This window comes from Pseudomonas danubii (assembly GCF_042980055.1).
Taxonomy (GTDB): domain Bacteria; phylum Pseudomonadota; class Gammaproteobacteria; order Pseudomonadales; family Pseudomonadaceae; genus Aquipseudomonas; species Aquipseudomonas danubii.
In genome coordinates this window covers 5,366,792-5,392,048 of the sequence record NZ_CP116502.1, presented here as the reverse complement: position 1 = coordinate 5,392,048, position 25,257 = coordinate 5,366,792, and the positions used below count along the sequence as shown (strand labels likewise).

General features: G+C 66.1%; 23 protein-coding genes. 15 read left to right on the top strand and 8 right to left on the bottom strand.

Annotated elements, in window-relative coordinates; translation table 11 throughout:
• Positions 1-8: 8 nt before the first annotated feature.
• On the bottom strand, positions 9-902 hold the full coding sequence (locus PFZ56_RS24220) for a LysR family transcriptional regulator (RefSeq protein WP_110596657.1): 894 nt from the start codon (positions 900-902) through the stop codon (positions 9-11).
• A 108-nt stretch (positions 903-1,010) separates the two neighbouring features.
• Positions 1,011-1,628: a molybdenum cofactor guanylyltransferase MobA gene (gene mobA / locus PFZ56_RS24215; RefSeq protein WP_170003169.1), complete on the bottom strand. Its 618-nt coding sequence runs from the start codon at positions 1,626-1,628 to the stop codon at positions 1,011-1,013.
• A gap of 226 nt (positions 1,629-1,854) precedes the next feature.
• Between mobA and moaB the strand changes: the two genes are divergently transcribed.
• A complete protein-coding gene (gene moaB, locus PFZ56_RS24210) occupies positions 1,855-2,394 on the top strand; it encodes a molybdenum cofactor biosynthesis protein B (RefSeq protein ID WP_110653247.1) in 540 nt (179 codons plus the stop codon).
• On the top strand, positions 2,391-3,596 hold the full coding sequence (glp, locus tag PFZ56_RS24205; protein ID WP_170003147.1) for a gephyrin-like molybdotransferase Glp: 1,206 nt from the start codon (positions 2,391-2,393) through the stop codon (positions 3,594-3,596). The genes moaB and glp overlap by 4 nt, the downstream gene beginning before the upstream one ends.
• Here glp and PFZ56_RS24200 read toward each other — a convergent pair.
• From PFZ56_RS24200 to PFZ56_RS24185, 4 genes are all read right to left on the bottom strand, one after another.
• Entirely contained in the window at positions 3,593-4,633 is a 1,041-nt protein-coding gene (locus PFZ56_RS24200) for an FUSC family protein (RefSeq protein ID WP_170003171.1), read from the bottom strand. The two genes, glp and PFZ56_RS24200, sit on opposite strands and share 4 nt — an antisense overlap.
• 122 nt (positions 4,634-4,755) lie before the next feature.
• Positions 4,756-6,381 (bottom strand): NADP-dependent glyceraldehyde-3-phosphate dehydrogenase, encoded by a 1,626-nt coding sequence (locus tag PFZ56_RS24195; protein ID WP_170003149.1) that lies wholly within the window; start codon positions 6,379-6,381, stop codon positions 4,756-4,758.
• 140 nt (positions 6,382-6,521) lie between these two features.
• Positions 6,522-7,559, bottom strand: a complete 1,038-nt coding sequence (locus PFZ56_RS24190) for an AraC family transcriptional regulator (RefSeq protein WP_110596660.1) — start codon at positions 7,557-7,559, stop codon at positions 6,522-6,524.
• A gap of 9 nt (positions 7,560-7,568) precedes the next feature.
• Positions 7,569-8,483, bottom strand: coding sequence for a GGDEF domain-containing protein (locus tag PFZ56_RS24185; protein ID WP_110596661.1), 915 nt, complete (start codon positions 8,481-8,483; stop codon positions 7,569-7,571).
• Between the two features lie 463 nt (positions 8,484-8,946).
• Between PFZ56_RS24185 and PFZ56_RS24180 the strand changes: the two genes are divergently transcribed.
• The 8 genes from PFZ56_RS24180 (at position 8,947) to PFZ56_RS24145 (ending at position 18,851) form a co-directional block, all read left to right on the top strand.
• Complete coding sequence (locus PFZ56_RS24180) at positions 8,947-11,469, top strand: TonB-dependent receptor (protein ID WP_110596662.1); 2,523 nt, start codon at positions 8,947-8,949, stop codon at positions 11,467-11,469.
• A gap of 39 nt (positions 11,470-11,508) precedes the next feature.
• The gene (locus PFZ56_RS24175; protein WP_110596663.1) at positions 11,509-13,449 is read left to right on the top strand and encodes a phytase; all 1,941 of its coding nucleotides are present in this window, start codon (positions 11,509-11,511) and stop codon (positions 13,447-13,449) included.
• Between the two features lie 81 nt (positions 13,450-13,530).
• Positions 13,531-14,241, top strand: a complete 711-nt coding sequence (gene tolQ / locus PFZ56_RS24170; RefSeq protein WP_102881598.1) for a protein TolQ — start codon at positions 13,531-13,533, stop codon at positions 14,239-14,241.
• A 16-nt stretch (positions 14,242-14,257) separates the two neighbouring features.
• On the top strand, positions 14,258-14,704 hold the full coding sequence (gene tolR, locus PFZ56_RS24165) for a protein TolR (protein WP_102881597.1): 447 nt from the start codon (positions 14,258-14,260) through the stop codon (positions 14,702-14,704).
• The gene (locus PFZ56_RS24160; RefSeq protein ID WP_102881596.1) at positions 14,701-15,522 is read left to right on the top strand and encodes an energy transducer TonB; all 822 of its coding nucleotides are present in this window, start codon (positions 14,701-14,703) and stop codon (positions 15,520-15,522) included. The genes tolR and PFZ56_RS24160 overlap by 4 nt, the downstream gene beginning before the upstream one ends.
• 201 nt (positions 15,523-15,723) lie before the next feature.
• Positions 15,724-16,146 carry a cytochrome c5 family protein gene (locus PFZ56_RS24155; protein ID WP_262379683.1) on the top strand — a complete coding sequence of 141 codons (423 nt, stop codon included), beginning with the start codon at positions 15,724-15,726 and terminating at the stop codon, positions 16,144-16,146.
• A gap of 85 nt (positions 16,147-16,231) precedes the next feature.
• On the top strand, positions 16,232-17,560 hold the full coding sequence (locus PFZ56_RS24150) for a D-arabinono-1,4-lactone oxidase (RefSeq protein WP_170003175.1): 1,329 nt from the start codon (positions 16,232-16,234) through the stop codon (positions 17,558-17,560).
• An 85-nt stretch (positions 17,561-17,645) separates the two neighbouring features.
• Positions 17,646-18,851 (top strand): DSD1 family PLP-dependent enzyme, encoded by a 1,206-nt coding sequence (locus tag PFZ56_RS24145; protein ID WP_170003177.1) that lies wholly within the window; start codon positions 17,646-17,648, stop codon positions 18,849-18,851.
• A 111-nt stretch (positions 18,852-18,962) separates the two neighbouring features.
• Here the strand turns inward: PFZ56_RS24145 and PFZ56_RS24140 are convergent, their stop codons facing one another.
• Positions 18,963-19,913, bottom strand: a complete 951-nt coding sequence (locus PFZ56_RS24140) for a transporter (protein WP_170003155.1) — start codon at positions 19,911-19,913, stop codon at positions 18,963-18,965.
• 260 nt (positions 19,914-20,173) lie between these two features.
• Here PFZ56_RS24140 and PFZ56_RS24135 point away from each other — a divergent pair, with 260 nt between their 5' ends.
• The 3 genes from PFZ56_RS24135 to PFZ56_RS24125 all read left to right on the top strand — a co-directional run bounded on the left by PFZ56_RS24135 (position 20,174) and on the right by PFZ56_RS24125 (position 23,349).
• The gene (locus PFZ56_RS24135) at positions 20,174-21,211 is read left to right on the top strand and encodes an AraC family transcriptional regulator (protein ID WP_102881593.1); all 1,038 of its coding nucleotides are present in this window, start codon (positions 20,174-20,176) and stop codon (positions 21,209-21,211) included.
• A gap of 264 nt (positions 21,212-21,475) precedes the next feature.
• Positions 21,476-22,363 (top strand): Dyp-type peroxidase, encoded by an 888-nt coding sequence (locus tag PFZ56_RS24130; protein ID WP_170003157.1) that lies wholly within the window; start codon positions 21,476-21,478, stop codon positions 22,361-22,363.
• Positions 22,364-22,380: 17 nt separating this feature from the next.
• Entirely contained in the window at positions 22,381-23,349 is a 969-nt protein-coding gene (locus PFZ56_RS24125; protein ID WP_170003179.1) for a Gfo/Idh/MocA family protein, read from the top strand.
• 212 nt (positions 23,350-23,561) lie between these two features.
• Here PFZ56_RS24125 and PFZ56_RS24120 read toward each other — a convergent pair whose 3' ends face one another.
• Positions 23,562-23,852, bottom strand: coding sequence for a type II toxin-antitoxin system ParD family antitoxin (locus tag PFZ56_RS24120; protein WP_170003159.1), 291 nt, complete (start codon positions 23,850-23,852; stop codon positions 23,562-23,564).
• Positions 23,853-24,019: 167 nt separating this feature from the next.
• Between PFZ56_RS24120 and lexA the strand changes: the two genes are divergently transcribed.
• Entirely contained in the window at positions 24,020-24,637 is a 618-nt protein-coding gene (lexA, locus tag PFZ56_RS24115; protein ID WP_102881589.1) for a transcriptional repressor LexA, read from the top strand.
• On the top strand, positions 24,637-25,254 hold the full coding sequence (imuA, locus tag PFZ56_RS24110; protein ID WP_170003161.1) for a translesion DNA synthesis-associated protein ImuA: 618 nt from the start codon (positions 24,637-24,639) through the stop codon (positions 25,252-25,254). The genes lexA and imuA overlap by 1 nt, the downstream gene beginning before the upstream one ends.
• Positions 25,255-25,257 lie beyond the last annotated feature (3 nt).

Below are 25,257 nucleotides of genomic sequence, written 5' to 3'. Positions count from 1 at the left end.
GGGGGCGTTCATTCGCCCTTGGTGGCAAAGAGTTTCCTGGCTTCGGCAAAGCACTTTTCGGCAATCGCCGAGCGTGGCTCGGTCTTGCGCATCACCAGCCCCAGGGGCGCCAGCACGCTGGCGTCCGGCAGCTGGATAAAGGCCAGGTTGTCGATGGGCGAATCCAGGCCGCTGTCCAACGGCATGATCGAGCAGCAGAAGCCTTCGTGAATCGCCTGGAACAGCTGGTAGGTGGAATCGCTCTCCAGGATCGGCGTCGGGTTCAGGCCACGGCTGCGAAAGCTCAGGTCGATGGACTTGCGATAGTGCATGCCGGTGCTGAGCATCCCCAGGGGCAGCTCGGCGGCGTCCTCCCAGCTCATCTCGCTGCCTTCGAAATGAAAGTGCCGGGTGTCGTAGAGCAGGCCGACCCGGGTCTCGCCGATCTCGAAGAAGTCCAGGTAGTTGGGGTTGACGTGGTCCAGGTAGCAGACCCCCAGGTCCAGCTGGTTGTTGCCGATGTCCTCGATGATCCGGTCGGAGCTGGCGGACGACAGGCTGAACTTGAGTTCGGGAAAGCTCGCCGACAGCTTCTGTACATAGCTGATGGGGTTGAAGCCGCTCAGCGGCACCAGGCCCAGGCGCAGGTTACCCACCAGTTGCCCACGGCAGGCGGCGGCTTCGGCGAACAGCCCGTCATGGGCCGCCAGCAGGGTCTTGGCCCAGGCCAGGACCCGCTCGCCGGCCTCGGTGAAGCCTTCGAAGCGCTGGCCCCGGGTCACCAGGATCAGGTCCAGTTCGTCCTCCAGGTTGCGCAGGCGCATGGACAGGGTCGGCTGGGTGATGTGGCAGCGCGCTGCGGCCTGGCCGAAGTGTCGGGTCTGTTCCAGGGCGATGAGAAACTTGAGTTGCTTGATGTCCACAATGGCACCTGTGGTGAGGAAATCGGAGTCAGTAGTAACGCAGGTGTCCGGCCGATGGAAAGGCCTTCAATCTTCCCGGGCCGGACCTTCGGGGAACACCTTAGGTGTTCAGGCCAAGGGCCAGGGGTGTGTTTCAGACAGTAGTTCAGGGGTGTTGAAATTGCTCAGTCGCGGGTCGTCCACGGCGCAGGGCAGGGCGCTCAGCCCATGGGGCGCCAGGGCCCGCAGCAGGCTGCGTTCACCCAGGTTCCAGGCTTGGCGCAAGCTCGCTGCCAGCGCCGTTGGAATCAGGCTGAACATGGGTTGCCAGTAGCCGGCCTGCCGCACCATCAGCGGATGAGGGGCGTGCGCTGCGCGGGCATCCAGCAGGGCCTGGATCAGCGCGCTGTCGATCCGCGGCGCGTCGCAGGCCAGCACCAACAGCCATGGATGCCGGGCCACTGCCAGGCCTGCCAGCACGCCCGCCAGAGGGCCGGGAAAGTCCTCCTGCTCATCCGCCACCAAACGATCGGCATAGGGCCGGTACTGCTCGGCGTTGCGGTTGCAGGAAATGATCAGGTCATCGCTGAAGGGCCGCACCACCTTCTGCACATGGGCAATCAGCGGCTGGCCGTGCCAGGTCACCAGGCCCTTGTCCTGGCCGCCCATGCGCGAGCCGCGGCCACCGGCCAGCAGCAGGATCGAGCAGGGCAGGGAACAGGCGGGTGCAGGCTGGATCGGGGTCATGGCGGGACGCATATCAGGTCGGTGGCGCAAACGATGGCATTGTCCTTCGAGCACGTCCAATCGGAAGTGTTGAATGGCCGATTGACGGGCTTTATCAACCGTCACGCAAACCCCCGGGTGACGATAGAGCGGGTCGATAATCTGGTCAGCCAGAACGATTAGACAGCCGCGCTTTCGGGCCTTTAGCCTGCACTCATGGTTTTTATCTTGCCGGTCGGAGAATGACATGAGCGTGAAGTCGGATGCGTTGTTTGTACCCTTGAACATGGCCGTGCTGACGGTCAGCGATACCCGGGAATACGCCACGGATACCTCCGGGCAACTGCTGGTCAGTCGCCTGCTGGAAGCCGGCCACACCCTGAGCGAACGCAACCTGCTCAAGGACGATCTGTACAAGATCCGCGCCCAGGTGGCGACCTGGATCGCCGACGAGCGCATCCAGGTGGTGTTGATCACCGGCGGCACCGGCTTCACCGGTCGCGACAGCACCCCCGAAGCCGTGAGTTGCCTGCTGGACAAGCATATCGACGGTTTCGGTGAGCTGTTTCGCGCCATCTCGATCCTCGATATCGGCACCTCCACGGTACAGAGCCGGGCCCTGGCCGGGCTGGCCAATGGCACCCTGGTGTGTTGCCTGCCGGGCTCCACCGGGGCCTGCCGCACCGCCTGGGAAGGCATCCTCGCCGAGCAGCTGGATGCCCGCCATCGGCCGTGCAATTTCGTGCCGCACCTCAAGCCGGTGCAGGCCTGCGAGTCCCGGGGATGAGCCAGGGCCACTTGATGCCGCTGGAAGAAGCACTGGCCAGCCTGCTGGCCATGGCCGATACCCAACGTCTGACGCAAAGCGAAACCCTGGCCCTGGACCATGCCCGGCAACGGGTGCTGGCCAGCGATCTGTTGGCGACCCTGGACCTGCCGCCCTGGGCCAACAGCGCCATGGACGGTTATGCCCTCAACCTGCAGCACTGGGACGGCCAGCCACTGGTGGTGTCACAGACGATCTTTGCCGGTCAGCCCGGCGACCCCTTGCAGCCGGGCACCTGTGCGCGGATCTTCACCGGCGCCCCGGTGCCTGCCGGCGCTGACTGCGTGGAGATGCAGGAGAACGTCGAGTTGCTGGAGGATGGCCGGGCGCGCTTCACCCAGGCGCTGAAACCGGGACAGAACATCCGTCCCCAAGGCCAGGAGAACCGGGCCGGTGATGTGCTGTTGCAAGCCGGCAAGCGCCTGGGGCCTTTCGAACTGGCGGTGGCCGCCGCTCAGGGCTGCACCGAGCTGCAAGTGGTGCGCCGTCCGCGAGTGGCGTTGCTGTCCACCGGCGATGAACTGCTGGAACCGGGCATGCCCATGCGCCCGGGTTGCATCTACAACAGCAACCGCACCTTGCTCCGCCACTGGCTCGACAGCCTGGGCTGCGAGGTCATCGACGCCGGGATTCTTCCCGACCAGCCACAGCAGACCCGGTTCAGGCTGGAACAGTTGCAGCACGGCGCGGACCTGATCCTGACCACCGGCGGGGTCTCGGCGGGGGATGCCGACTGCCTGGGCCAGGTGCTGAGGAGCGATAGTCGACCGCTGTTCTGGAAGCTCGCCATCAAACCCGGAAAACCGCTGACGGTGGGCCACTTCGGCCAGGTGCCGGTGATCGGCCTGCCGGGCAATCCGGCCTCGGCCCTGGTGACCTTCGGCCTGCTGGCCCGGGCCTACCTGTTGCGGATTCAGGGAGTGGAGCAGGTTGCGCCCTTGAGTGTGCCGGTCAGCGTGGCCTTCAACTGGCCCAAGGCCGGCAGCCGCCGGGAATACCTGCGGGCGCGCCTGGAAAACGGCCGCGCCGTGCTCTACCCGAATCAGAGCTCGGGGGTATTGCTGGGAGCCTCCTGGGCCGATGGCCTGGTGGAGATCCTTGAAGGCCACACCCTGCAGGTGGGCGACGCGGCGCGTTTCATTCCCTTTAGCGAGTTGTTTTAAATCTTCCAGTGCCGGGCGCTTTTGGCCAGTCGCTGGCGCATTTCGCCCAGGGTCGCGGCCAACTGCCGGGTGAGCAGCCGGTAACCGTCAAGGGGCGAATACACAGGCGTCTCCAGGGCCTTGTCGGCATGGCCTTCCAGGGGTTTGTCCAGGCGCTGGGTGCCCCCCGTTTGCAGGGCCCGGGCCATGCCGATCAACTGCACGCGGATCTGCCGGTGCTCGGCCTTGAGTGCCAGTTGCATCTGCGCCATGGCTTGCCGGTCGCTGGCATCGGGGCGGGTGTTGCCGAGGATCTCCAGGGTGCTGATGCACATCCGCAGATTGCGCTGGATGGCGTCCAGCTCGGTCATGGAAATCCGCACTTCCTTGGACACCGAAGGCATCAGCGAACGCAGTTGCAGCATGGCGGCGTTGACCCGGCCCAGGAGCTTGAGGTGTTCGTCGTCGGTCACCGACTGGCCCTGGATGATCCGTCCATACAACTGAGCGCAGTCGCGCAGGGCGCTGGCCAGGGTGTAGCGCCAGGAATACACCGCGTACAGCGGAATGGCGAAGGAAAACGCCAGGGCCAGGGCAATGCCGATGAGAATGTCCACCGCGCGCCACAGGCCGTCGCTGATCTGGTTGTCGCCATGGCCGGCGACGATGAACACGGTGATCGCTGCCAGCAGCGCGGTATACCCGCCCTTGCCGATGGCGTGGTAGGAAAAGTAGCCGCACACCGCCGACATGCCCAGGTAGGTCAGCCAGGGATGGCCGAAGTACGCCTGCTGCACCACCAGCACCAGGCCGACCCCGGCGCCCACCAGGGTGCCGATGGCCCGCTCGGCGGCCTTCTTGCCGATGTTGCCGTGGTGCTGCAGGCCGCCGATCACCACCAGCATGGTCACCGACGCCCACTCGCCGTGGGGCAGGTTGAGGCCAGTGGTCAGGAGAATGGTGGCGATCAGGCCGAGGGCGACCCGCACCGCATGGATCAGGCGGGCGTGACGGTAGCGCCGGTACGGGTCCAGCAGGGGACGCAGCAGGCGCTGCAGCAAGGGCGGCAGGTGGATGCCCCGCAGGTGTTTGAACGGGCCCAGACCGGTTTCTCCAGTAGTTGATGAGTGGCTGAATCAGTAGCCGTGACTCGCCGCGTGGCGAGCCCCGGCCAGGCGCTTCAGAAAATGTAGTCGGTGGTCAGGAAGCTGGAGTCGCGATTGCGGATGATGTCGCTGATCAGCTGTTTGTTGCGCTCCTGGAACTTGGTCGCCACCAGGGTGCGGATCGAGAAGGTGCGCAACGCATCATGCACCGACAGCGTGCCCTCGGCGGAGTTCTTGCGACCGTTGAAGGGGAAGGTGTCCGGGCCGCGCTGGCACTGGGCGTTGATGTTGATCCGCCCGACCTGGTTGGCGAAGGTGTCCACCAGCCGGCCGATCACCGCCGGGTCGCTGCCGAACAGGCTCAGTTGCTGGCCGAAGTCCGATTCCAGGACGTAGTCGATCACCGTGTCCAGGTCGTGGTAGGGCACGATGGGCACCACCGGGCCGAACTGCTCCTCGTGGTAGACGCGCATCTGCGGGTTCACCGGGTACAGCACCGCCGGGTAGAAGAACGACGCCCGGGACTCGCCGCCATGGGGGTTCACCACCTGGGCGCCGTGGGCCTGGGCATCGGCCACCAGGGCGTGCAGGTAATCGACCTTGGTGTTTTCCGGCAGTGGCGTCAGGGTCACGCCCGGCTCCCAGGGCATGCCCGGCTTGAGGCCTTGCAGCTTGGCGTTGAACTGCTGGATAAAGCGCTCCACCACGCTTTCATGGACGAACAGGATCTTCAGCGCGGTGCAGCGCTGGCCGTTGAACGACAGCGCGCCGGTAACGGCCTCGCTGACCGCGTTGTCCAGGTCGGCATCGGGCAGCACGATTCCCGGGTTCTTCGCGTCCAGGCCCAGGGCCGCGCGCAGGCGGTGCGGCTTGGGGTGGAGTTTCTTCAGGTCACTGGCGGCCTTGTTGGTGCCGATGAAGGCGAAGATGTCGATCTTGCCGCTGGCCATCAGCGCGCTGACGGTTTCGCGGCCGCTGCCGTAGATGACGTTGATCACCCCGGCCGGGAAGCTGTCGCGGAAGGCTTCGAGCAACGGCCGGATCAGCAGCACGCCGAGCTTGGCCGGCTTGAACACCACGGTGTTGCCCATGATCAGCGCCGGGATCAGGGTGGTGAAGGTTTCGTTCAGCGGGTAGTTGTAGGGGCCCATGCACAGGGCCACGCCCAGGGGCACGCGGCGGATCTGGCCGAGGGTGTCCTGTTCCAGTTCGAAGCGGCTGGAGCGCCGGTCCAGTTCCTTGAGCGCGCCGATGGTGTCGACGATGTAGTCGCAGGTGCGGTCGAACTCCTTTTCCGAGTCCTTGAGGTTCTTGCCGATTTCCCACATCAGCAACTTGACCACTGCTGTGCGCTGTTCGCGCATGCGCGCCAGGAAGGCTTCCACGTGCTGGATGCGCTCAGCCACGCGCATCGTCGGCCAGGCGCCCTGGCCGCGGTCGTAGGCGCGCACGGCGGCGTCCAGGGCGGTGAGGGCGGTATCAGCGTCCAGCAGCGGTGTGCTGCCGAGAATCACTTGCTGGTCGCCGTCGGCGCCGCTCAAGTAGATCGGGCTGCGGACCTGGGCCAGGGGGCCGTTCCAGGTGCGCAGTTCACCGTCTACCAGGTAGTCGCGCTGCTCCACCGGATCGGGCAGGCGATAGGCTTCGGGGATGTCGGCGGCAGCAGGAAACAGGTTGTTGAGGACATTGGCTGTGGTCATGACTCTACCCCGTGTTGGAAATGGCTGCGGCGCGGATGACAGTGGCGCCATCGCTTCAAGGTTTATACGCCTGAATGGCCTGCGGCTTTAGCGCTTTGTGCAGTTGGCACACCCGCGGTCATGGTTCGAGGTTAAACGTTTCAGCTGTCGCCCAGCAACTGCCGGATCAGGGTCGGGGTGCTGCCGGTCCAGCGCTTGAAGGAGCGGCGGAAGTTGGCCGGGTCATTGAAGTTCAGGTACTCGGCCACTGCCTCGTTGCTCCAGCCCTTGATCTGGTACAGGTACAGGGCCACGTGTTTGCGCACCCGATCCACTTGCTGCTGGTAGCCGCTGTGGTGCTTGCTCAGCTTGCGCTTGAGGGTCGCCGGGCTCATTACAAAGGCCTGGGCCGCCTGTTCCAGGCTTGGCGCACTGCGCACATTGGCTTGCAGGTAGCGGTACAGGGCGTCGAGGAAGCTCGTGGAAAACCCCAACTGCCGCAGGTGCTCGGCGGCTTCCTGGCGCGCCACTTGGCCGGCGGTGGCCGAGGTGCCGGGCCAGGGCCGGGTCAGGTATTCCCGAGGAATGCGCATCAGGTCCAGGGGGCGCTGGAACTGGGTCTGTTCCCCCAGGTGCACCCAGTACTGCTCGACGTAGCGCGGCTCGGCATGGCTGAAGCTGCATTCCCAGGGCAGGCGCTGGCCGGCCAGCCACTGACTCATGGCCACCAGCGAAGTCATGCTGGCTTCCAGCAGGAAGCGCCCGTGCTCGCCGGCGCCGCAGCTGTCCAGCCAGTAGCAATAGGCATGCTGCTCATCCAGCACCAGGCGTGGGCTCAGCAGGGGGCTGAGCAGGGCCTGCTGCTGCACCAGGGTGTCCAGGGCCTGATGCAGGTTCTGGGCATGGCGCAAGGCATGGCTGGCGGCGCCGTAGTGCCCGGGCAGCAGGCGCTGGCCAAACAGGAAACTGCTGTCGTCGGCGTCCAGCAGGCGCCGGCTGTTGCCGATCAGCGCCAGGAACTGCTGCGGGCTGAGACGGGTCTGGCCGGCGAGGATGTCCTCGTGGAACAGCCCGGTGCCGCGCAGCAGGCGATGGCTGTCGATGTCCCGCGACAGCGCCAGGTCGATCAGCGCCGCCGGTTGATAGTGCCCGGGGATGAAGCGGGTATCGGCTTCGTACCAGTGGGTCTTCACGGTCATGATGGCGCCTCAGGCGGTTTTCGCCAGGGGCTGCTTGGCTCGGGCCAGGGCCAGATTGAGGCGTTTGAGCAGGACCTCCGGGGTCTCCTCCAGGGCCATCACCACCGCGGTGCTGGCCGCCAGGTGCAGGCGCTCGCCGTGTTGCCGGGTCTTGTGCGCCAGTCCCTGAACCGCCTGTTGCAGTTCCAGGGCCAGCAGTCGCGCCTGGCTCTCGCCGGTGTTGGGCAGCAGCACCACGAAGCGGTCGCCGGCCAGCCGGCACAGCAGGTCCTGGCGTCGCAGGTTGAGCAGCAGCACATGGCTCAGGGCTTGCAGCACCGCATCCCCTTCGGCGTGGCCGTAGTCCTGGTTGATCGCGGCGAAGTGGTCCAGGTCCAGGGCCAGCAGCGACAAGGGCTGCTGTTGGCGGCGACTGTCTTGCAGGCTGGCGGCCAGCTCGCGCTTGAGGTAGTCGGCGCCGGCTAGCGGGGTGAGCTTGTCGAACTGGCGGTGCTCGCGAAACAGCCGTTCCTTCTTTTCCATCTGCGCGCTGATGGCCAGCTGTTCGCGGTGCCAATGGTAGATGCCGATGGTCAGCAGGATCATGCCGATGGGCATCGGCGCCGATTCCAGCCAGTGGTCCCAGGTGATGCTGGGAGGCAGGCGGATGAACTCGTCGAGGCTGTCGATCCACCAGGAAAAGAAAATGCAGCTCAGGCCCAGGGCCAGGTAGTGGGTGACCCGCCCGGCAGGGCGGCTCTTGAGCACCAGCGCGAGCCAGACCAGGGCCAGCAGCGCCGAACCGCCTTCGCCGATGATGTCCAGCCATTGCCACTCGCTGACCGGTTTCAGCGTGCCGCAAGCCAGATGCAACAGCAGCCCGGCGTTGGCCGCCAGCAACAGCGCGGCCAGTTTCCAACGGTGGGGGTTGAGCACGCAGAACATGGCCGCGATCCTTTTGCCGGGAGTGAGAGGGCGCCAGCACAGCAGATGTTTGTGACAGTGCGGTGACGTCGGGAGAAACCGCTGAGAGGTCGAATCAGCTCACGCCGGTGGCGTTTTTTTGCCGACACAAGCCTCGCTGAATTCGCCTTAGGTGGCGAGGATGCCTGCTCATACTGGCGTGCGCAGCGCACCTAAAGCCTGCCCGCGACTGCTCCAGCCAGCCACCGCAATTGCCCGGCAGCCGCCGCGGCGCAAACGGTCGCGAGCCCAGTCCCAGTCTGCTATCAGACGCTGAATCACAGGTCATTTCAGCTCATTGTGCCGACCGATCTGCGGGCAAAAGGGTGTTTACGTTACCCGTCGCTCGACCCTGTCACAGAACCGTCATTCGCCATCCCTAGCGTGCCCTCCCAGTTGCCGGGCCCCTTGCCCGGCGTTAGCGGACTCTTGGGGGAGGACCATCATGTACAAGCGCAGCAGTCCCGGGCTTGTCAGCTTTACCTTGACCGCGCTGGCCATGGCCATCGCCAGTGAACGCTTGAGCGCCGCCGAAACGGCCGCCACCGAGCACGTGCAAGTGGTAGGCCAGGCGGCCAGCATCGATCAGGCGCTCAAGGAGCAACGACGTTCGGACAGCATCGAAAGCGTGGTGCACGCCGACGGCGTGGCCCAGTTGCCGGACCAGAACGTTGCCGAGGCGGCGCAGCGCCTGCCGGGCATCAGCATCGAGCGCGACCAGGGCGAAGGGCGCTTTGTCAGCGTCCGCGGCCTGGGCCCGGACCTCAACAGCGTGACCATCAACGGCACCCTGGTGCCCTCGCCGGAAAGCGCGCGCCGCGCCGTGGCCCTGGATGTACTGCCCTCGGAGCTGGTGCAGTCGCTGTCGGTGATCAAGACCCTGACCCCGGACATGGACGCCAACTCCCTGGGCGGCACCGTGGACGTGAAAAGCCTCTCGGCCTTCGACCACAAGGGCCTGTTCTACAGCGGCAGCAGCGAGGCCAGCTACGACCAGAACACCCGCCAGACCAGCCCGAAATTCTCCGGCGCGGCGAGCAACCGCTTCAGCCTCGGCGACGGCGTCGACAACTTCGGCGTGGCCGCGGCCCTGAGCTGGCAGAAACGCGATTTCGGCTCCGACAACGTCGAGACCGGCGGCGCCTGGGACTTCGAACAAGGCGCCAAGCTGCAGGAATTCGAGCAGCGCGACTACGCCATCAGCCGCGAGCGTGCCGGTGGCGGCCTGAACTTCGACTACAAGCCCGACGACAGCAGCAGCTACTACTTGCGTACCCTGTACAGCCGCTACAAGGACAGCGAAACCCGCAACTCCACCAGCATCGAGTTCGCCGACCCCCTGGCCGCCGGGGAGCGCGGCGACGCCGAGGCCAAGCGCAAGCTCAAGCAGCGCGAGGAAACCCAGGAGATCCAGTCCTACGTGTTCGGCGGCGAGCGCCAGCTGGGCCTGTGGACCCTCAGCGGCCAGACCGGCTACAGCCGCTCCAGCGAAGACAGCCCGGCGCATATCGCCGGAGCCACCTTCAAGGGCAACAGCGATTTTTCCGACAGCGGCTTCTACGACAACGGCAAGCCGCGCCCGGTGATCGGCGCCGGTTTCTATGACCCGGCCAACTTCACCCTGGACAAGGTCGACTGGGAACAGCAGAAGACCACCGACACCGAGAAGAACCTGCGCCTGGACCTGGCCCGGGACTATGACTTGAGTGGCTACGCCGCGCAGTTCAAGTTCGGTGGCAAGCTCAGCCGGCGCAACAAGGACAACGACCTGGAAGCCTGGGTCTACAAGGACTTCGACACCCTGGGCTTTACCGACCAGCAGCTCAACCTCGGGCAGTTCCAGAAAGGCAGCGTGGACTATTCCCTCGGCCGCTTCGGCCCGGGCATCAGCGGCGGCGCCATCAAGCAACTGATCGGCGGCCTGAATCAGGCGGCCTTCTACGACGAGGAAGAATCCCGGGTCAACGACTTCAAGATCCGCGAAGACATCAACGCCGGCTACTTCATGAACACCCTGGACATCGACGACTGGCGCTTCATCGCCGGCCTGCGCTACGAGGGCACCGAGTTCGAGGCCAAGGGCACCGGGGTCACCGACGGCGCCTTCACCGCCACCGACACCCAACGCCGCTACCAGCACTGGCTGCCGGGGCTGCATGCGCGCTACCAGCTGGACAAGAACACCCAGCTGCGCGCGGCCTGGACCAAGAGCGTGGTGCGCCCGACCTTCGGCCAACTGGCCCCGGGCTTTGTCATCGACGGCGACGAGGCGACCTTCGGCAACCCCGACCTCAAGCCCCTGGAGTCGAGCAACCTGGACCTGGGCATCGAGCACTACATGGGCCGCGCCGGCAGCGTCTCGGCCTTCGTGTTCTACAAGGACATCCAGAACTTCGTCTACAACACCGACCTGGCCGGCACCGGCGCCTGGAGCGGGTTCTCCGAGGCGCACACCTTCGCCAACGGCGACAGCGCCAAGCTGTACGGCCTGGAACTGGCCTATTCGCAGAAATTCGACTGGCTGCCGGCGCCGTGGAACGGCCTGCTGCTGGGCGCCAACAGCACCTTCAGCCGCTCCAGCGCGAGCATCGAGGGCTTCGACCAGAAGGCCGGGGTCAACCGCAAGCGCGACATCGACCTGCCCAACCAGTCGGACACCGTGGGCAACCTGATGCTCGGCTGGGAAGACGACAAGCTCAGCCTGCGCCTGTCGGCCAACTACAAGTCGGCCTACCTCTATGAACTGGCCTCCATCAGCGACAAGGCCCACGACCTGCACGTGGACGCCCAGACCTTCGTCGACTTCAGCGCCAAGTACGCCCTGACCAAGCACCTGCAACTGAGTTTCGAGGCGCAGAACCTCACCGACCAGCCGTACTTCGTCTACACCGGCAACCGCTCCTACAACGCCCAGTACGAGGAATACGGCCCGACCTACAAGCTCGGCCTGACCTTCACCCATTTCTAAGTAGCGGGCCCTTGCCCGACAGCACACTCAAGGATTGTGATGAGCACTGTATTGACCGCAAGAAACCGCCTGCTGGGCCTGTGCATTGGCTTGACCGGTGGCGTCGCCTTGGCCAGCAGCATGGCCCTGGCCGCCCCCAGCGTGCCGGGCCTGAACCTCAAACCCTGGGCCGAGCAGACCTCGGGCGTCACCGGCCTGGGCTTTGTGCCTGCGGGCACGGGCACCGACCGGTTGCTGGCCAGTGAACGCGAAGGCCTGTTGCTGCTGGATGAACAGGGCCGTCAGCTGGCCCGCTTCAAGGGCTCGTTCAACGGCCTGGACAGCCGCGCCGCCGGCCAGCAAATGCTGGTGGCCAGCCTCGACAACCAGCGTCAGCAAGCGCTGCTGGTGAGCCTTGACCCGGCCACCCGCACCTGGGGCCAGCCGCTGTACCTGCCCACCCGGGACTACCCGGTCAACGGCCTGTGTCTGTACCGCGACGAGGCCAGCAACCTGTTCCTGTTCCTGGTGGGCGAGGAGGGCAAGGGCGAGCAATGGCTGGTGGGCCATGGCGCACAACTGAGCACCGAGCCGCAGCGGGTGCGTGGCTTGCCACTGCCGCCAGAGGCCAAGTTCTGCCAGGTGGACGACGCCGCCCAGCAACTGCTGGTCAATGAACAGAATGTCGGCTGGTGGGCCTACCCGGCCCATGCCGAAGCCGACACCCTGCGTCAGCCGGTGGCCCTACGCGCGCCTTTCGGCGAGATCAAGAAAAGCGCCGGGGCCATGGCCCTGGTGCCGGGTGGGGTGCTGGGCCTGGACCCGAAAGCCGCGCAACTGCACCTTTATCAGCAACAGGAAAAGGGCTGGGCCGCCCAGGCCACGCTGCCCCTGAGCGGCCTCAAGGAGCCGGAAAACATTGCCCTGCGTACCAGCGCCAAGGGCCTGCAGGTGCTTCTGCGTGACGATGAAGACGGGCGCCTGTACCAGGGCCAGTTGAACTGGCGGGCCACCCCGATGGCCTTGCCGCCGGTACTGCCCATCGTGCAGGCGGCGGTGCAGAGCGAGCCGGTGGGGCGCCAGGGCGATGCCGCTGATGATCCGGCGATCTGGGTCCACCCGCAGCAGCCGTCCCTGAGCCGAGTGCTGGGCACCAACAAGAAGCAGGGCCTGCTGGCCTACGACCTGCAGGGCAAGCTGCTGCAGGAACTGGCAGTGGGGCGTTTGAACAACGTCGACGTGCGCCCCAACTTCAAGCTCGGCGAGCAGGCCGTGGACCTGGCCGTGGCCAGCAATCGCGATCACAACAGCCTCAGCCTGTTCGCCATTGACCGCGCCAGCGGCGAGTTGCGCGAAGCCGGGGAGATCGCCACGCCGCTCAAGGACATCTACGGCATTTGCCTGTTCCAGCCCGCCAGCGGCGAGCTCTATGCCATTGCCAACGACAAGGACGGCACCTTCCTCCAGTACCGCCTGAGTGCACCGTCCGGCATTGCCCAGGGCGAGCTGGTGCGCCAGTTCAAGGTGGCCAGCCAGCCCGAGGGCTGTGTCGCCGATGACCAGCGCCAGCGGCTGTTCCTCGGTGAGGAGGATGTTGGCGTCTGGGCCCTGGACGCCCGGCCCGAGCAGCCGGCGACCCTGCACAGCGTGATCAAGGTCGGCGGCCTGTTGCAGGCCGATGTCGAGGGCCTGGCGCTGTATCAGAGCAGCGCTCGGGATTATCTGGTGATTTCCAGCCAGGGCAACGACAGCTACCTGGTGCTGGACGCCGAGCCACCGTACGCCTCCCATGGCGCGTTCCGGGTCAGCCTCAACGCCCAGGCGGGGATCGACGGCGCCTCGGAAACCGATGGCCTGGAAGTCACCTCGGCCAACCTCGGCGGGCCTTGGAGCCAGGGTTTGCTGGTGGTCCAGGACGGGCGAAAGCGCATGCCCGAGCAGACCCAGAACTTCAAGTTCGTGCCCTGGGCCGAGGTTACCCAGGCCCTGAAACTGCCCTGAGCCGGTTGTCATCACCCGGTCATTTGAATGTCATCGAATAGCCCCGCCAGCCCTGGCGGGCAGCCGAGAAGGAGTTTCACCATGCAGGCCACACTCGAACACATGAGCATCTGGGGGCTGATCAGCGATGCCAGTTTGTTGGTCAAGGCGGTCATGCTGACCTTGCTCCTGGCGTCCCTGCTCAGCTGGTACCTGATCATCCAGCGCGGCGCCGTGCTGCGCGCCTGTGAACGCCGCTGCAACACCTTCGTCCAACGCTTTCGCGCCGCGCCCGAGCTGCTGCCGCTGTACCGCGAAGTGGCCCCGCAGGCTGATGGCGAAGGCGGCGTGGAGCCGATCTTCGTCGCCGGCTACCAGGAATTTGGCCACCTGCGCGGCCAGTCCGGCGGTAACGGCGAAGGCGTGCTGGAAGGCGTGGAGCGGGCCCTGTACGTGGCCATCAGCGAACAGGAAACCCGCTTGGAACAAGGCCTGCAGTTTCTCGCCACGGTGGGTTCGGTGAGCCCCTATATCGGCCTGTTCGGCACCGTATGGGGGATCATGAATTCCTTCCTCGGCTTGTCCCAGGTGCAACAGGCGACCCTGTCCACCGTGGCCCCGGGCATCGCCGAGGCGCTGATCGCCACCGCCATCGGCCTGTTCGCGGCGATTCCCGCGGTGATCGCCTACAACCGCTTCTCGGCCCGCAGCCAGACCCTGCTGACCCGCTACTACGCCTTTGGCAACGAACTGCAGGTGCGCCTGCACCGCACCTTGCAGGGCACCCCGAGCCACTTGGCCGTGGCGGCCTGAGAGAAGGAGCAAGCCGATGTTAGTCAGGCCGCAACGCAAGCACGGACCCAAGGCGGAAATGAACGTGGTGCCCTACATCGATGTGATGCTGGTGCTGCTGGTGATCTTCATGGTCACCGCGCCGATGCTCACCCAGGGGGTGAAGATCGAATTGCCCAAGGTCGCCAGCGAGGCCCTGGCCACCGACAGCCGCCAGCAGATCCTCACTCTGTCGGTGAAAGCCGAGGGTGGTTACTACTGGAACCTGGGCAGCGAACTGGACACTCGGCACCAGACCGACAGCGCCGTGGACCTGGAGCAGATGCGCGCCAAGGTGGCCCAGGTGATTGCCCAGCGCGGCGATACCCAGGTGTACATCCGCGCCGATCAGGACGCCGCCTATTCCAGCGTGGTGGCGGCCATGGCGGCGTTGCAGCAGGGCGGGGTGCACAACCTGGGGCTGGTGACCGAGGCCCCGCAATGACGGCGATGATCATGCACAACCCCACCGCGATGCCCCTGCGGCCCGAGGCATCCGGTTTCTGGCGCAACAGCCTGGCGGCCAGCCTGGCCCTGGCCCTGCACGCCGGAGTGCTGGTGGCGCTGGTGCTGGGCTGGTCGGTGGACAAACCGCAGGTCGAGGCGCCGGCGGTACTGACCACCCAACTGGTGATGCTGGCGCCGCCTGCCGCCCCCGCGGAACCGCTGCCGGCGCTGGCCGAGGTGGCGCCGCCGCCACCGCCACTGCCACTGCCCGCGGCTGCGCCGGAGCCGGTCAGGCCCCGGGTAGACCCCCAGGTGCAGGCGCAGAAGCTGGAGCAGGCGGCCCTGGCGCGCAAGCGGGTGGAAGACAAGAAACGTGAGCAGCTGCAAGAGCAGCAGCGCCAGCAGCGCGAGCGCCTGGAGGCCGAGCAGCGCCAGCGCGATACCGAGCAACGTGTGGCCCAGGAACAAGCACAGGCCCAGCGCGCCGAACAGTCGCGGCTGGCCGCCGAGCGCGCGCGCCGGCAGGCGGCCCAGGCGGCGGCCGACAGTCGCCAGTACCAGCCCCTGAGCAAGGAGGCCCCGGACTACCCGCAACGGGCCCTGGACAAGAACCTGGAAGGCGACTGCACCGTGGAATACAGCGTCAATCCCCAGGGGCGGGTGGAGAACCCCAGGGTCATCGACGGTTGCCATCCGCTGTTCATGCGCCCGTCCCTGGCGGCGGTGGCGACTTTCCGTTACCAGCCACGGCTGATCGATGGCCAGGCGGTGACGGTGCCGGCGGTGCGCAACACCTTCCACTATCGGATCCAGTAAGGCGCGGGGGCGGCGTGCGTCCGTTACCGTCCAGGCAGCCTCCTGGCGGACCGACTCAGCTCCCTTGGCTGGCCGACCCTGCACCCTTGGCTGGCCGCCAATGCCCTCAACCCCAGGGGGCGGGTGTCTTAGTGTTGCTCAATAGGGGCCGCCTCTGTTGTCGGGGCGGGCCCTTTGCCCTGGCCGCACTGAGGACCACCGATGCCCACTGTCACCCCCGCCTGTTCGCGCCCGTTGCGGCGTCCCTCTTGCCTGCTGATTCGCCGCGCCCTGGGCCTGTTTCTGGGCCTGCTGCTGAGCGCTTGCGGCGAGGCTGAACCGCCTGCCGCCGTGCGCCTCGACGCTGCGCCACTCGACGCTGCGCGTCTGAGCCCGGCCGACCCGGCCCTGGCCCAGGTCTACGCCAGCAGCTGCCAGCTGTGCCACGCCAACCCGGCCTCCGGTGCGCCCCTGGCCGGCGACGCCAAGGCCTGGGCCCCGCGCCTGGCCCAGGGTGCCGAGACCCTGCTCGATCACAGCATCAACGGCTACCAGGGCATGCCCCCCATGGGCCTGTGCATGCAGTGCAGCGAAGCGCAGTTCCTGGCCCTGATCAGCTTCATGTCCGGCCATTCATTCCAATAAAAAGACAAGGTCTTCGTTTATGCACATGCACCTCTCTCGACGCCGGCTGCTGCAAGGCGCCGGTGCCCTCGGCGCCTTCGGCGCGCTGTGCAGCAACCCGCTGCTGGCCGAGCTGGCCCGGCCCCCGCGGCTGATCCCTTGGCGCAATTGGTCTGGCGCGCAAAGCTGCCTGCCCGCAGCGCGGCTGGCGCCCAAGGACCTGGATGAGTTGCGCCAGTTGATCCGCCAGGCCCCGGGCAAGATCCGTCCGGTGGGTTCCGGCCACTCCTTCAGCGCCCTGGTGCCCACCGACGGCACCTTGCTGTCCCTGGCCTATTTCAACGGCCTGCTGGCCCATGATCCGCAGACCCTGCAAGCCGAGTTCGCCGCCGGCACGCCGATGTCGCTGATGGGCCCGGCGCTCAAGGAGGTGGGGCAGGCGTTGTGGAACATGGCGGATATCGACTACCAGACCCTGGCCGGTGCCATTGCCACCTCGACCCACGGCACCGGGATCGGCTTTGGCTCCTATTCGTCCCAGGTCTGCGGGCTGCAACTGGTGACCGCCAGCGGCGAGGTGCTGGACTGCGATCCCCAGCGCAACGCCGAGGTGTTCCACGCCGCCCGGGTGTCCCTCGGGGCACTGGGGGTGGCGACCCGGGTGCGCCTGCAGAACCGCGCCGCCTATCGCCTGCGGGAAAAACAATGGATCGCCAGGACCGATGAACTGCTGGAAGACATGGCCAACAACCTTCGCGACAACCAGCACTGGGAAATGCTCGTGGTCACCCATTCCGACTACGCCCTGGCGGTGGCCCTGAATGAGACCGACGACCCGGCGACCCCACCCAGGGACCCGGCCGAGGAGGGCGGCAACGAGTTCGTCAGCCTGATCGAGAACCTCGACAAGTACGTCAGCGACTTCCCCGACACTCGCCGTCACCTGCTCAACAGCCTGCGCTGGCTGGCCCGGTTTGATGAGCGGGTGGGGGATTCCTATCAGGTCTACGCCAATGTGCGCAGCGTGCGTTTCAACGAGATGGAGTACTCGGTGCCGGCGCACCTGGGGCCGCAGTGCCTGCGGGAGATCCTGGCGCTGATCCGCGACAAGGACCTGCGCACCTGGTTTCCCATCGAGTACCGCTACGTCAAGGCCGACGACATTCCCCTGAGCATGTTCGAGGGGCGCGACAGTTGCTCGATCTCGGTGCATCAGCACTACAGCATGGATCACCACAACTTCTTCGCCGCGGTGGAGCCGATCTTCTGGAAGTACCAGGGGCGTCCACACTGGGGCAAGCACCACAGCCTCAATGCCCGCACCCTGCAGGGGCTTTACCCGCAATGGTCGGCCTTCGCCAAGGTGCGCCAGGCGCTGGACCCGCAAGGCAAATTCATCAACGCCCACCTGGCCTCGGTGCTGGGTGTGGCGTGAACAGGAGATCAGACCCATGAACCGTCGTCATTTCATGGCCGGCACCCTGGGGGCCGGTGTGTTGTTGGCCGGTGTCGGTGCCTGGCTGCGGCCCGGCGACCGGGGAGCGCCCTACAGCCCGTATTTCGCCGAGCTCAATCGCGAGCTCAAGGCCAACGGGCCGATGCAGCCGGTGATGCTGATCGACCTGGATCGCCTGGACCACAACATCGATGTGGTCATGCAATCGGTGCAGCGCGGCGGCAAGCACCTGCGCCTGGTGGAAAAATCCCTGCCGTCGCCGGGGCTCCTGGCCTATATCGCCCAGCGTGCCGGCACCCGGCGCCTGATGTCCTTCCACCAGCCGTTTCTCAACCACGACGCCGAGGTGTTTGCCGACGCCGATATCCTCCTCGGTAAACCCTTGCCGATCCGCGCCGCCGAGCTGTTCTACCAGCAGCTCAAGGGCCCGTTCGACCCGCGCCGGCAACTGCAATGGCTGCTCGATACCCCCGAACGCCTGCAGCAATACCTGGGGCTGGCCCAAGGCCTGGGCACGCGGATGCGCATCAACATCGAGCTGGATGTGGGGCTGCACCGTGGCGGCGTGGCGGACCACGCCGTGCTCGGGCAGATGCTGGCGCTGATCAGCGCCAACCCCCGGCACCTGGAGTTTGCCGGGTTCATGGGCTACGACCCCTTTGTCGACATGGGCGTACCGGGGATTCTCGGGTCACCGCAAAGCCTGTTCGATAAGGTCATGCAGCGCTACAACGGCTTTGCCGATTTCACCCGTCAGCAGTACCCGGCGCTGTGGCAGGCCGAGCTGACCCTGAACACCGCCGGCAGCCCCAGCTATCGCCGGCACGAGCAGGAACGCCTGAGCAGCGAGGTCTCGGTGGGCACTGCGCTGCTCAAGCCCAGTCACTACGACCTGCCCTCCCTGGAGCAGCATGTGCCGGCTGCCTTTATCGCCACCCCGGTGCTCAAGAGCACCGGGCCGGTGCGGATTCCGGCCCTGGACGACCAGTCGCGGCTGTTGTCCTGGTGGGACCGCAACCAGCGCCAGACTTTCTTTATCTATGGCGGCCACTGGCTGGCGGATTTCGAATCGCCGGCGGGCTTGCAGAGCAACCAGCTGTTCGGTCGCAGCTCCAACCAGGAGATGGTCAACGGCTCCCGCGCCGTGGGCCTGCAGGTGGACGACCAAGTCTTCCTGCGTCCGCAGCAGAGCGAAGCGGTGCTCCTGCAATTTGGCGACCTGCTGGCGCTGCGCGGCGGACGCATCGTCGACCGCTGGCCGGTGTACTGATCCCCGCCCTGTAGCCGCTGCCGAGCTTTGGCGAGGCTGCGCAAAGGCCCGCAGGGCCTTGCTTGGCGATCTCCCGCCGAACTCGTAGCGGCTTCAATTCTGCCGCGGGTTTCACAGGGCAAAAGGAATGCTCAGCTTGGCCCAGAGCATGTCGCCCTCGGGGCGGTTTTCCACGTCGAATTCCTTGGCCCAGCGGATTTCGGCGCTGGCGTATTCAAGAAAGCGCAGGTGCAGCGCCGGGCCGATGGCGAACACTTGCCCGCGCACCCCGTCACTCACGTCCTCGCCCATGAAGGTCACGGTCTTGCCGTATTGCTTGTCGTCGCTGGTCTGCTTCAGGTAGTAGCCGTTGAGCCCCAGGCTCAGGTTGTCGGTCAGGCGGTAGCTGGCCGAGTAGTCGAAGTGCAAGATCTGCCCGGAACGGTAGTCGGTGGCGTGGTTTTCCCGGTTGAAGCTGTAGGTGGTCTTGAACGACAGCTCGGTGCGTTCGCTGGGCAGCCAGGTCATGGAGAACAGCGGCTTGTAGGTGGTGAAGTTGTTGCTGGTGTTGGCCAGTCGCTCGGCATCGTATTGGCCCGTGGGCAGGGTCACTTCCACGGCCGCGCCCAGGGTCAGGCTGGGCCCCAGGTCCCAGAGAATGATCGGCGCGAAGGTGGTGTCGCCCATGCTTTCGCGGCGGTCGCTCTGGCCATACAGCGACACCTGTTGGCGCAGGTAGGGCTGCGCCACGTAGCCCCCCAGGCGGCCGCCGAAGACCCGCAGTGGGCTCAGGTAATCCAGGCGCGGGATGATCGCGTCGGAGGTGATCTTGACTTCCTGCACCTTGCCGCCAAAGGCGCTGATGTCGAGCTTCTTGGCCTGGTAGTGGTTGTAATAGAGGTTGAAGGCGAACATGTGTTCCGGGAGCTGGTCGGGGCTCAGGGGCAGCACGTAGAAGCCGTCGGTGCCGGGGCCGATGTTGTCGACCCCGGATTCGCTGGCCAGGGCATTCAGGCTGGCGCAGGCGGCCAGTGCTACGCCCAGGTGCAGGGGCAGAGAGCGAGTGAGGCGGGTCGGGTGCATGGTTGGGCTCATTCTTATTGTTAGTGAGGAACGCGGCGGCAGGCGCGCCGCAGGCCCCATAGAAATAAGCCTTGGGCCGGGCGTGGGGCAGGGTATTGGCGGACAGGGAGGGGAACTTTGTCGGACAGGCCGCAATGCTTTGTTACATTCCTCCGTAAAACCCCGTGGGACGGGATATGCTGCAGCGGTCGGTGATGCCTTGGCACCGGCGGTAGCAGACAATAAAAACAGCCGCTCAAGCGGCCCGGAAGCCGATACCCATGCACATCAAAGCCGTCGATCCCCACGACCAGCTGGCCCTGGTTTCACCCTTCCTGTTGCAGACCCTGGCGGACGTCGCCACTGACAAAGGGATCAGCGCCGAACGCCTGTGTCGCGGCCTGGGCTTCACCCTGGAAGACCTGCAGGACCCGACCCTGCGCATCTCCTACCGCCAGGCGGTGGCGATGATCGAGCGCGCCCTGGCGGCGCTGCCCCAGCAAGGCCTGGGGCTCTGGGTCGGCAGCCGCAATGTGCTGGGCACCCTGGGCTTGCTGGGGCATGCCCTGTCCCTGTGCCGGACCCTGGGGGACGCCTTCGAGTTGGGCATCCGTCATCAGCACACCTCTGGGACCATCGTCAGCGCCGATCTCGGGCGTCAGGGCCAGGAGTTCTTTGTCGAGTTGCAATGCCGCCTGCCCTACGGCGAGGTGCAGATCTTTGCTGCGGAAGAGTTCTTCGCCAGCCTGCTGATCTATGGCCGGGCCCTGCTGAGCAGGGATTTCCAGGCCCTGCGGGTTGAGTTCATGCATGCCGCGCCGGCCTACGCCGAGCTCTACGGGCAGTTGCTGGGCCCCCATGTCCGCTTCGGCTGCCTGCACGCGCGCATGGTGATCGAGGCTCGCTGGCTGCAGATGCCCTTGCCCAATCATCACCCGGTGGCCCTGCGCCAGGCCCTCAAGCTGCTGGAGCTGGAAAGCGCCCAGGTGCACCAGAAGATGGACCTGATCCAGGCGGTGGAGCGCGCCCTGAGCCGGGACCTGCGGGCCGGCAGCCATATCGAGCAGGTGGCGGGGGACCTGAACATGAGCGGGCGCACCCTGCGCCGGCGCCTGACCGAACACGGCCTGACCTTCGAAGCCCTGCTGGAGCGGGTGCGCCAGGCGCGGACCCTGAACCTCTTGGGCAACCCGGAGCTGTCCATCGAACGCATCACCGAAGAGGTGGGTTACAGCGACGTGCGCAGTTTCCGCCGGGCCTTCAAGCGCTGGACCGGGCTGAGCCCCAGCGCCTTTCGCGAAGAAGCGGCGCTGCATTGAAGAGCGCCCCTGTAACGGCTGCCGAGCCCGCGAGGCTGCGCAAAGGCCCGCAGGGCCTTGCTTGGCGATCGCCCGCCGAGCCTCTAGCGATCTCAGGACTTTTGCGTCTCCTGCGGAGCCGTTCGCAGCCTGCGGCAGCGGCTACACAGATCCCGGCCCGGCATTTTCACCACGGCCTTGCATCGCCGCTGCGCGCCTGTCTGTATCGACGCTGACGCCGACAGCTCAGGACGGTAAACTCGCGGCCTTTATTCAGGAGTTCCCATGAGTTATTACCAGCCCGGCATCCTCGCTGCACCCGTTCCGTCCCAGGCCCGTCACCTGTTCTTTGCCCTTGAGTCCATCGAGGCGTTGCCCCAGGCCCTTGACCAGTTGCTGGCACGGGTCGACGGCGCAACGGCGGTGGCAGGCTTTGGCGCCTCGCTGGTCAAGGCCCTGGGCGCTCGGGTGCAAGGGCTCAAGGCGTTTCCGGCGCTGACCGGCGTCGGCGTCGACAACCCTTCGACCCAGCACGCGCTGTGGGTCTGGCTGCACGGTGACGAGCGCGGCGAGCTGCTGCACCGCAGCAACGAGCTGGAGGCCGCGCTGGCCCCGGCCTTTCGTCTGGTCGGCATGCAGGAAGCCTTCCGCCACAAGAGCGGACACGACCTGACCGGTTATGAAGATGGCACCGAGAACCCTCATGAAGAGGCCGCCGTGGCTGCGGCGCTGGCCGAGGGTGAAGACGGCCTGCGCGGTGGCAGTTTTGCCGCGATCCAGCAGTGGCAGCACGACTTCAAGGGCTTTGCCGCGATGCACCAGCAAGAGCGCGACCACATCATCGGCCGGCGCCTGAGCGATAACGAAGAACTGGACGATGCCCCGGAATCGGCCCACGTCAAGCGCACCGCCCAGGAAAGCTTCACCCCGGAGGCCTTCATGGTGCGTCGTTCGATGCCCTGGATCGAAGGTGACAAGGGCGGCCTGATGTTCCTCGCCTTCGGTCACAGCCTGAACGCCTTCGAAGTCCAGCTGCGGCGCATGAGCGGCCTGGAAGACGGCATCGTCGACGGCCTGTACCGCATGAGCCGGCCGATCACCGGTGGCTACTACTGGTGCCCGCCGCTGCACAACGGTCAGCTCGATCTGCGCGCGTTGCAAGCGCCGAAATGAACACCGAGGCCGGGTCGCTGGGCACCGTACGCTGGGGCATGATCGGTTGCGGCAGTGTCACCGAGCGCAAGAGCGGCCCGGCCTTCTACAAGGTTCCGGGTTCGGCGCTGGTGGCGGTGATGGGGCGCCGGGCCGAGGCGGTGCGCGACTATGCGCAGCGCCACGGCATTGCTCGCTGGTACACCGATGCCCAGGCCCTGATCGACGACCCCGAGGTGGACGCGGTGTACATCGCCACGCCCCCCGACAGCCATTACGCCTACAGCCTGCAAGTGGCCGCCGCCGGCAAGCATTGCTGCGTGGAAAAGCCCATGGCCTTGCATGCCGGGCAGAGCCTGGCCATGCAGCAGGCCTTCGAGCAGGCCGGGCTGCACCTGTTCGTTGCCTACTACCGGCGTTCCTTGCCGCGCTTTGCGCAGGTGCGGCAATGGCTGGCGGACGGGCGCATCGGAGAGGTCCGGCACCTGCACTGGAGCCTGAGCAAGGCCGCCTCCGAGGCCGACCGCAGCGGCGCGGCCAACTGGCGGACCGACCCACAGATTGCCGGTGGCGGTTATTTCGCCGACCTGGCCAGCCATGGCTTGGACCTGTTCCAGTACCTGCTGGGGGACATCGTCGAGGTGGCCGGCATCAGCACTCGCCAGGCCGGGCTGTATGCCGCCGAGGATGCAGTCAGCGCCAGCTGGCGCTTCGCTTGCGGGGCTCTGGGCAGCGGCGCATGGAACTTCGTCGCCGACCGCCGGGTGGACCGGGTGGAGATCATCGGCAGCCAGGGGCGCATCACCTTTTCCGTGTTCGACGAGCATCCGCTGCAACTTGAAGCCCAAGAGTCCCTGAGCCTGGTCATCGACAACCCCGTGCACATCCAGTGGCATCACGTGCAAGGCATGAACGCCCATATCCGCGGCGAGTCTCGGCACCCGGCCCTGGCCAGCGAAGCCCTGAAGACCGACTGGGTCATGGATCGGATTCTGCAGCGCGGCTGAGCCCGGGGCGTCCGCCTTTCGGGCCTCTTCGCCGGCAAGCCGGCTCCTACGGGGGGGCAGGGCATTTCCGTGTAGGAGCTGGCTTGCCAGCGAAGGCGTTCTTGAGGCGGGTGCCAGTCACGCGGGCCGCTTCGCCAAAGTGTCTTTGGGAAAACCGCAGTGCGTCGACGATGTCGGTTCGGGCTGCATTGGAGATCCGCTACTGGACCATCTCAGTGTTGCTCTTGATCCGTGGCAACCGCTTCCCGTCCCAGCTCATCCAGGTATTGCTGCAGGTTTTCTTCCCGTACCTGGCTGAAGCGTCTTTGTTGCCGGTCCGCGATACCGATCGCAGTGGCTTGGCGCAACGCCTCGATTTTCGCCGCGTCCTCGGCAACCCGTTGTTCCAGCAGACGCAAACCTTCGCGCATGACCTCGCTAGCGTTCTGATAGCGACCGGATTTGACCAAGTTGTTGATGAGCTGCTTTTGGTGGGCGGTGAGGACAACGTTTCGCGTTGGCATGCCGTGCTCCTGGGCTGGGCGTTTGAGGAAAGGCGTTGGCTGGCGGCCGGATTCAGCCGTGAAGGGTGCTTGACGACCGGTGGCTGCGGGCGTTCATCGACTTCTACGCTGGTTTTCTGGCAGGACTGATTGGCGGTTCTTGTCAGATAAATCCGAGAGGAGTACAAATGTACTCCATGACGACTTTATCCCCCCGCCGCAGTGCCATCCTGACCTTTATCCGCGAACGCATCGCCGATCACGGCCAGCCCCCGAGCCTCGCTGAAATCAGCGAGGCGTTCGGTTTTGCCTCGCGCAGCGTGGCGCGCAAGCATGTGCTGGCGCTGACCGAGGCCGGGTTTATCGAGGTCAACCCCCATCAGGCCCGGGGCATTCGCCTGCTCAATCAGCCGCGGCGCCCGGAGCTGTTGGAGATCCCGGTGCTGGGGCGGGTGGCCGCCGGTGCACCGATTGGCGTCGATGCCGAAATACACGGTCAGTTGTGGCTGGACCCGGGGATGTTCTCCCGCACTCCGGATTACCTGCTGCGGGTCCAGGGCGATTCGATGATCGATGACGGCATCCTCGACGGCGATCTGGTGGCGGTGCGCCGCAGCAGTGAGGTGCGCAACGGCCAGACGGTGATCGCCCGCCTGGACGGCGAGGTCACCATCAAGCGTTTCGAGCGCAAGGGGCAGGGCATTCGCCTGTTGCCGCGCAACCCGGCCTATCAGCCGATCGAGGTTACCGACGACCACGAACTGTTTATCGAAGGTGTGTTCTGCGGTCTGGTGAGGCCAGGCTGATGGGCGCCGTGGTCGCACTGGATACCCTGTTCAATGGCGGACGGGTGTGGAAAGGCCGCCCGGCGTCTGCGCCGGTCAGCCTGCACCCGACGGGGCATGCTGCTTTGGATGCGGTGCTGCCCACGGGCGGCTGGCCGGAGGCGGCGCTGACGGAAATTCTCATTGCCGCCCAGGGCCTGGGCGAGCTGCAGTTGCTGTGGCCGAGCCTGGCGCGGCTGACCATGGCGGGGGAGCGGGTGGTGCTGGTGGCGCCACCGTTCGTGCCCTATCCCCAGGCCTGGCAGAACGCCGGGGTGGATGTGCGCCAGCTGTCGATCATCCAGGCCGGGGAGCGCGATGCCCTGTGGGCCGCCGAGCAATGCCTGCGTTCCGGCAGTTGCGGCGCGGTGCTGTGCTGGCCGCAACAAGTCGACGACCGCGCCCTGCGGCGCTTGCAGGTGGCGGCGGAAAGCGGCCAGACCCTGGCCTTCGCCTACCGGCCCCTGGACGCCGCGCACAACCCGTCGCCGGCGGCCTTGAGGATCAGCGTGCAGGGCCGCCCTGTGCAGTTGCGGGTGCTCAAGTGCCGGGGCGGACTGGCCCATCCGGCGCCTATTGCCTGGCCCGCCGGGCACTGAGGT

Bases quoted from the DNA above. Each gene is read 5' to 3' on its own strand.
- PFZ56_RS24135 (WP_102881593.1), top strand. From the start codon at position 20,174: ATGCACATCAAAGCCGTCGATCCCCACGACCAGCTGGCCCTGGTTTCA.
- tolQ (WP_102881598.1), top strand. From the start codon at position 13,531: ATGCAGGCCACACTCGAACACATGAGCATCTGGGGGCTGATCAGCGAT.
- PFZ56_RS24120 (WP_170003159.1), bottom strand. From the start codon at position 23,852: ATGCCAACGCGAAACGTTGTCCTCACCGCCCACCAAAAGCAGCTCATC.
- glp (WP_170003147.1), top strand. From the start codon at position 2,391: ATGAGCCAGGGCCACTTGATGCCGCTGGAAGAAGCACTGGCCAGCCTG.
- mobA (WP_170003169.1), bottom strand. From the start codon at position 1,628: ATGACCCCGATCCAGCCTGCACCCGCCTGTTCCCTGCCCTGCTCGATC.
- PFZ56_RS24180 (WP_110596662.1), top strand. From the start codon at position 8,947: ATGTACAAGCGCAGCAGTCCCGGGCTTGTCAGCTTTACCTTGACCGCG.
- PFZ56_RS24195 (WP_170003149.1), bottom strand. From the start codon at position 6,381: ATGACCACAGCCAATGTCCTCAACAACCTGTTTCCTGCTGCCGCCGAC.
- lexA (WP_102881589.1), top strand. From the start codon at position 24,020: ATGTACTCCATGACGACTTTATCCCCCCGCCGCAGTGCCATCCTGACC.
- PFZ56_RS24160 (WP_102881596.1), top strand. From the start codon at position 14,701: ATGACGGCGATGATCATGCACAACCCCACCGCGATGCCCCTGCGGCCC.
- tolR (WP_102881597.1), top strand. From the start codon at position 14,258: ATGTTAGTCAGGCCGCAACGCAAGCACGGACCCAAGGCGGAAATGAAC.
- PFZ56_RS24185 (WP_110596661.1), bottom strand. From the start codon at position 8,483: ATGTTCTGCGTGCTCAACCCCCACCGTTGGAAACTGGCCGCGCTGTTG.
- PFZ56_RS24190 (WP_110596660.1), bottom strand. From the start codon at position 7,559: ATGACCGTGAAGACCCACTGGTACGAAGCCGATACCCGCTTCATCCCC.
- imuA (WP_170003161.1), top strand. From the start codon at position 24,637: ATGGGCGCCGTGGTCGCACTGGATACCCTGTTCAATGGCGGACGGGTG.
- PFZ56_RS24130 (WP_170003157.1), top strand. From the start codon at position 21,476: ATGAGTTATTACCAGCCCGGCATCCTCGCTGCACCCGTTCCGTCCCAG.
- PFZ56_RS24175 (WP_110596663.1), top strand. From the start codon at position 11,509: ATGAGCACTGTATTGACCGCAAGAAACCGCCTGCTGGGCCTGTGCATT.
- moaB (WP_110653247.1), top strand. From the start codon at position 1,855: ATGAGCGTGAAGTCGGATGCGTTGTTTGTACCCTTGAACATGGCCGTG.
- PFZ56_RS24155 (WP_262379683.1), top strand. From the start codon at position 15,724: ATGCCCACTGTCACCCCCGCCTGTTCGCGCCCGTTGCGGCGTCCCTCT.
- PFZ56_RS24140 (WP_170003155.1), bottom strand. From the start codon at position 19,913: ATGCACCCGACCCGCCTCACTCGCTCTCTGCCCCTGCACCTGGGCGTA.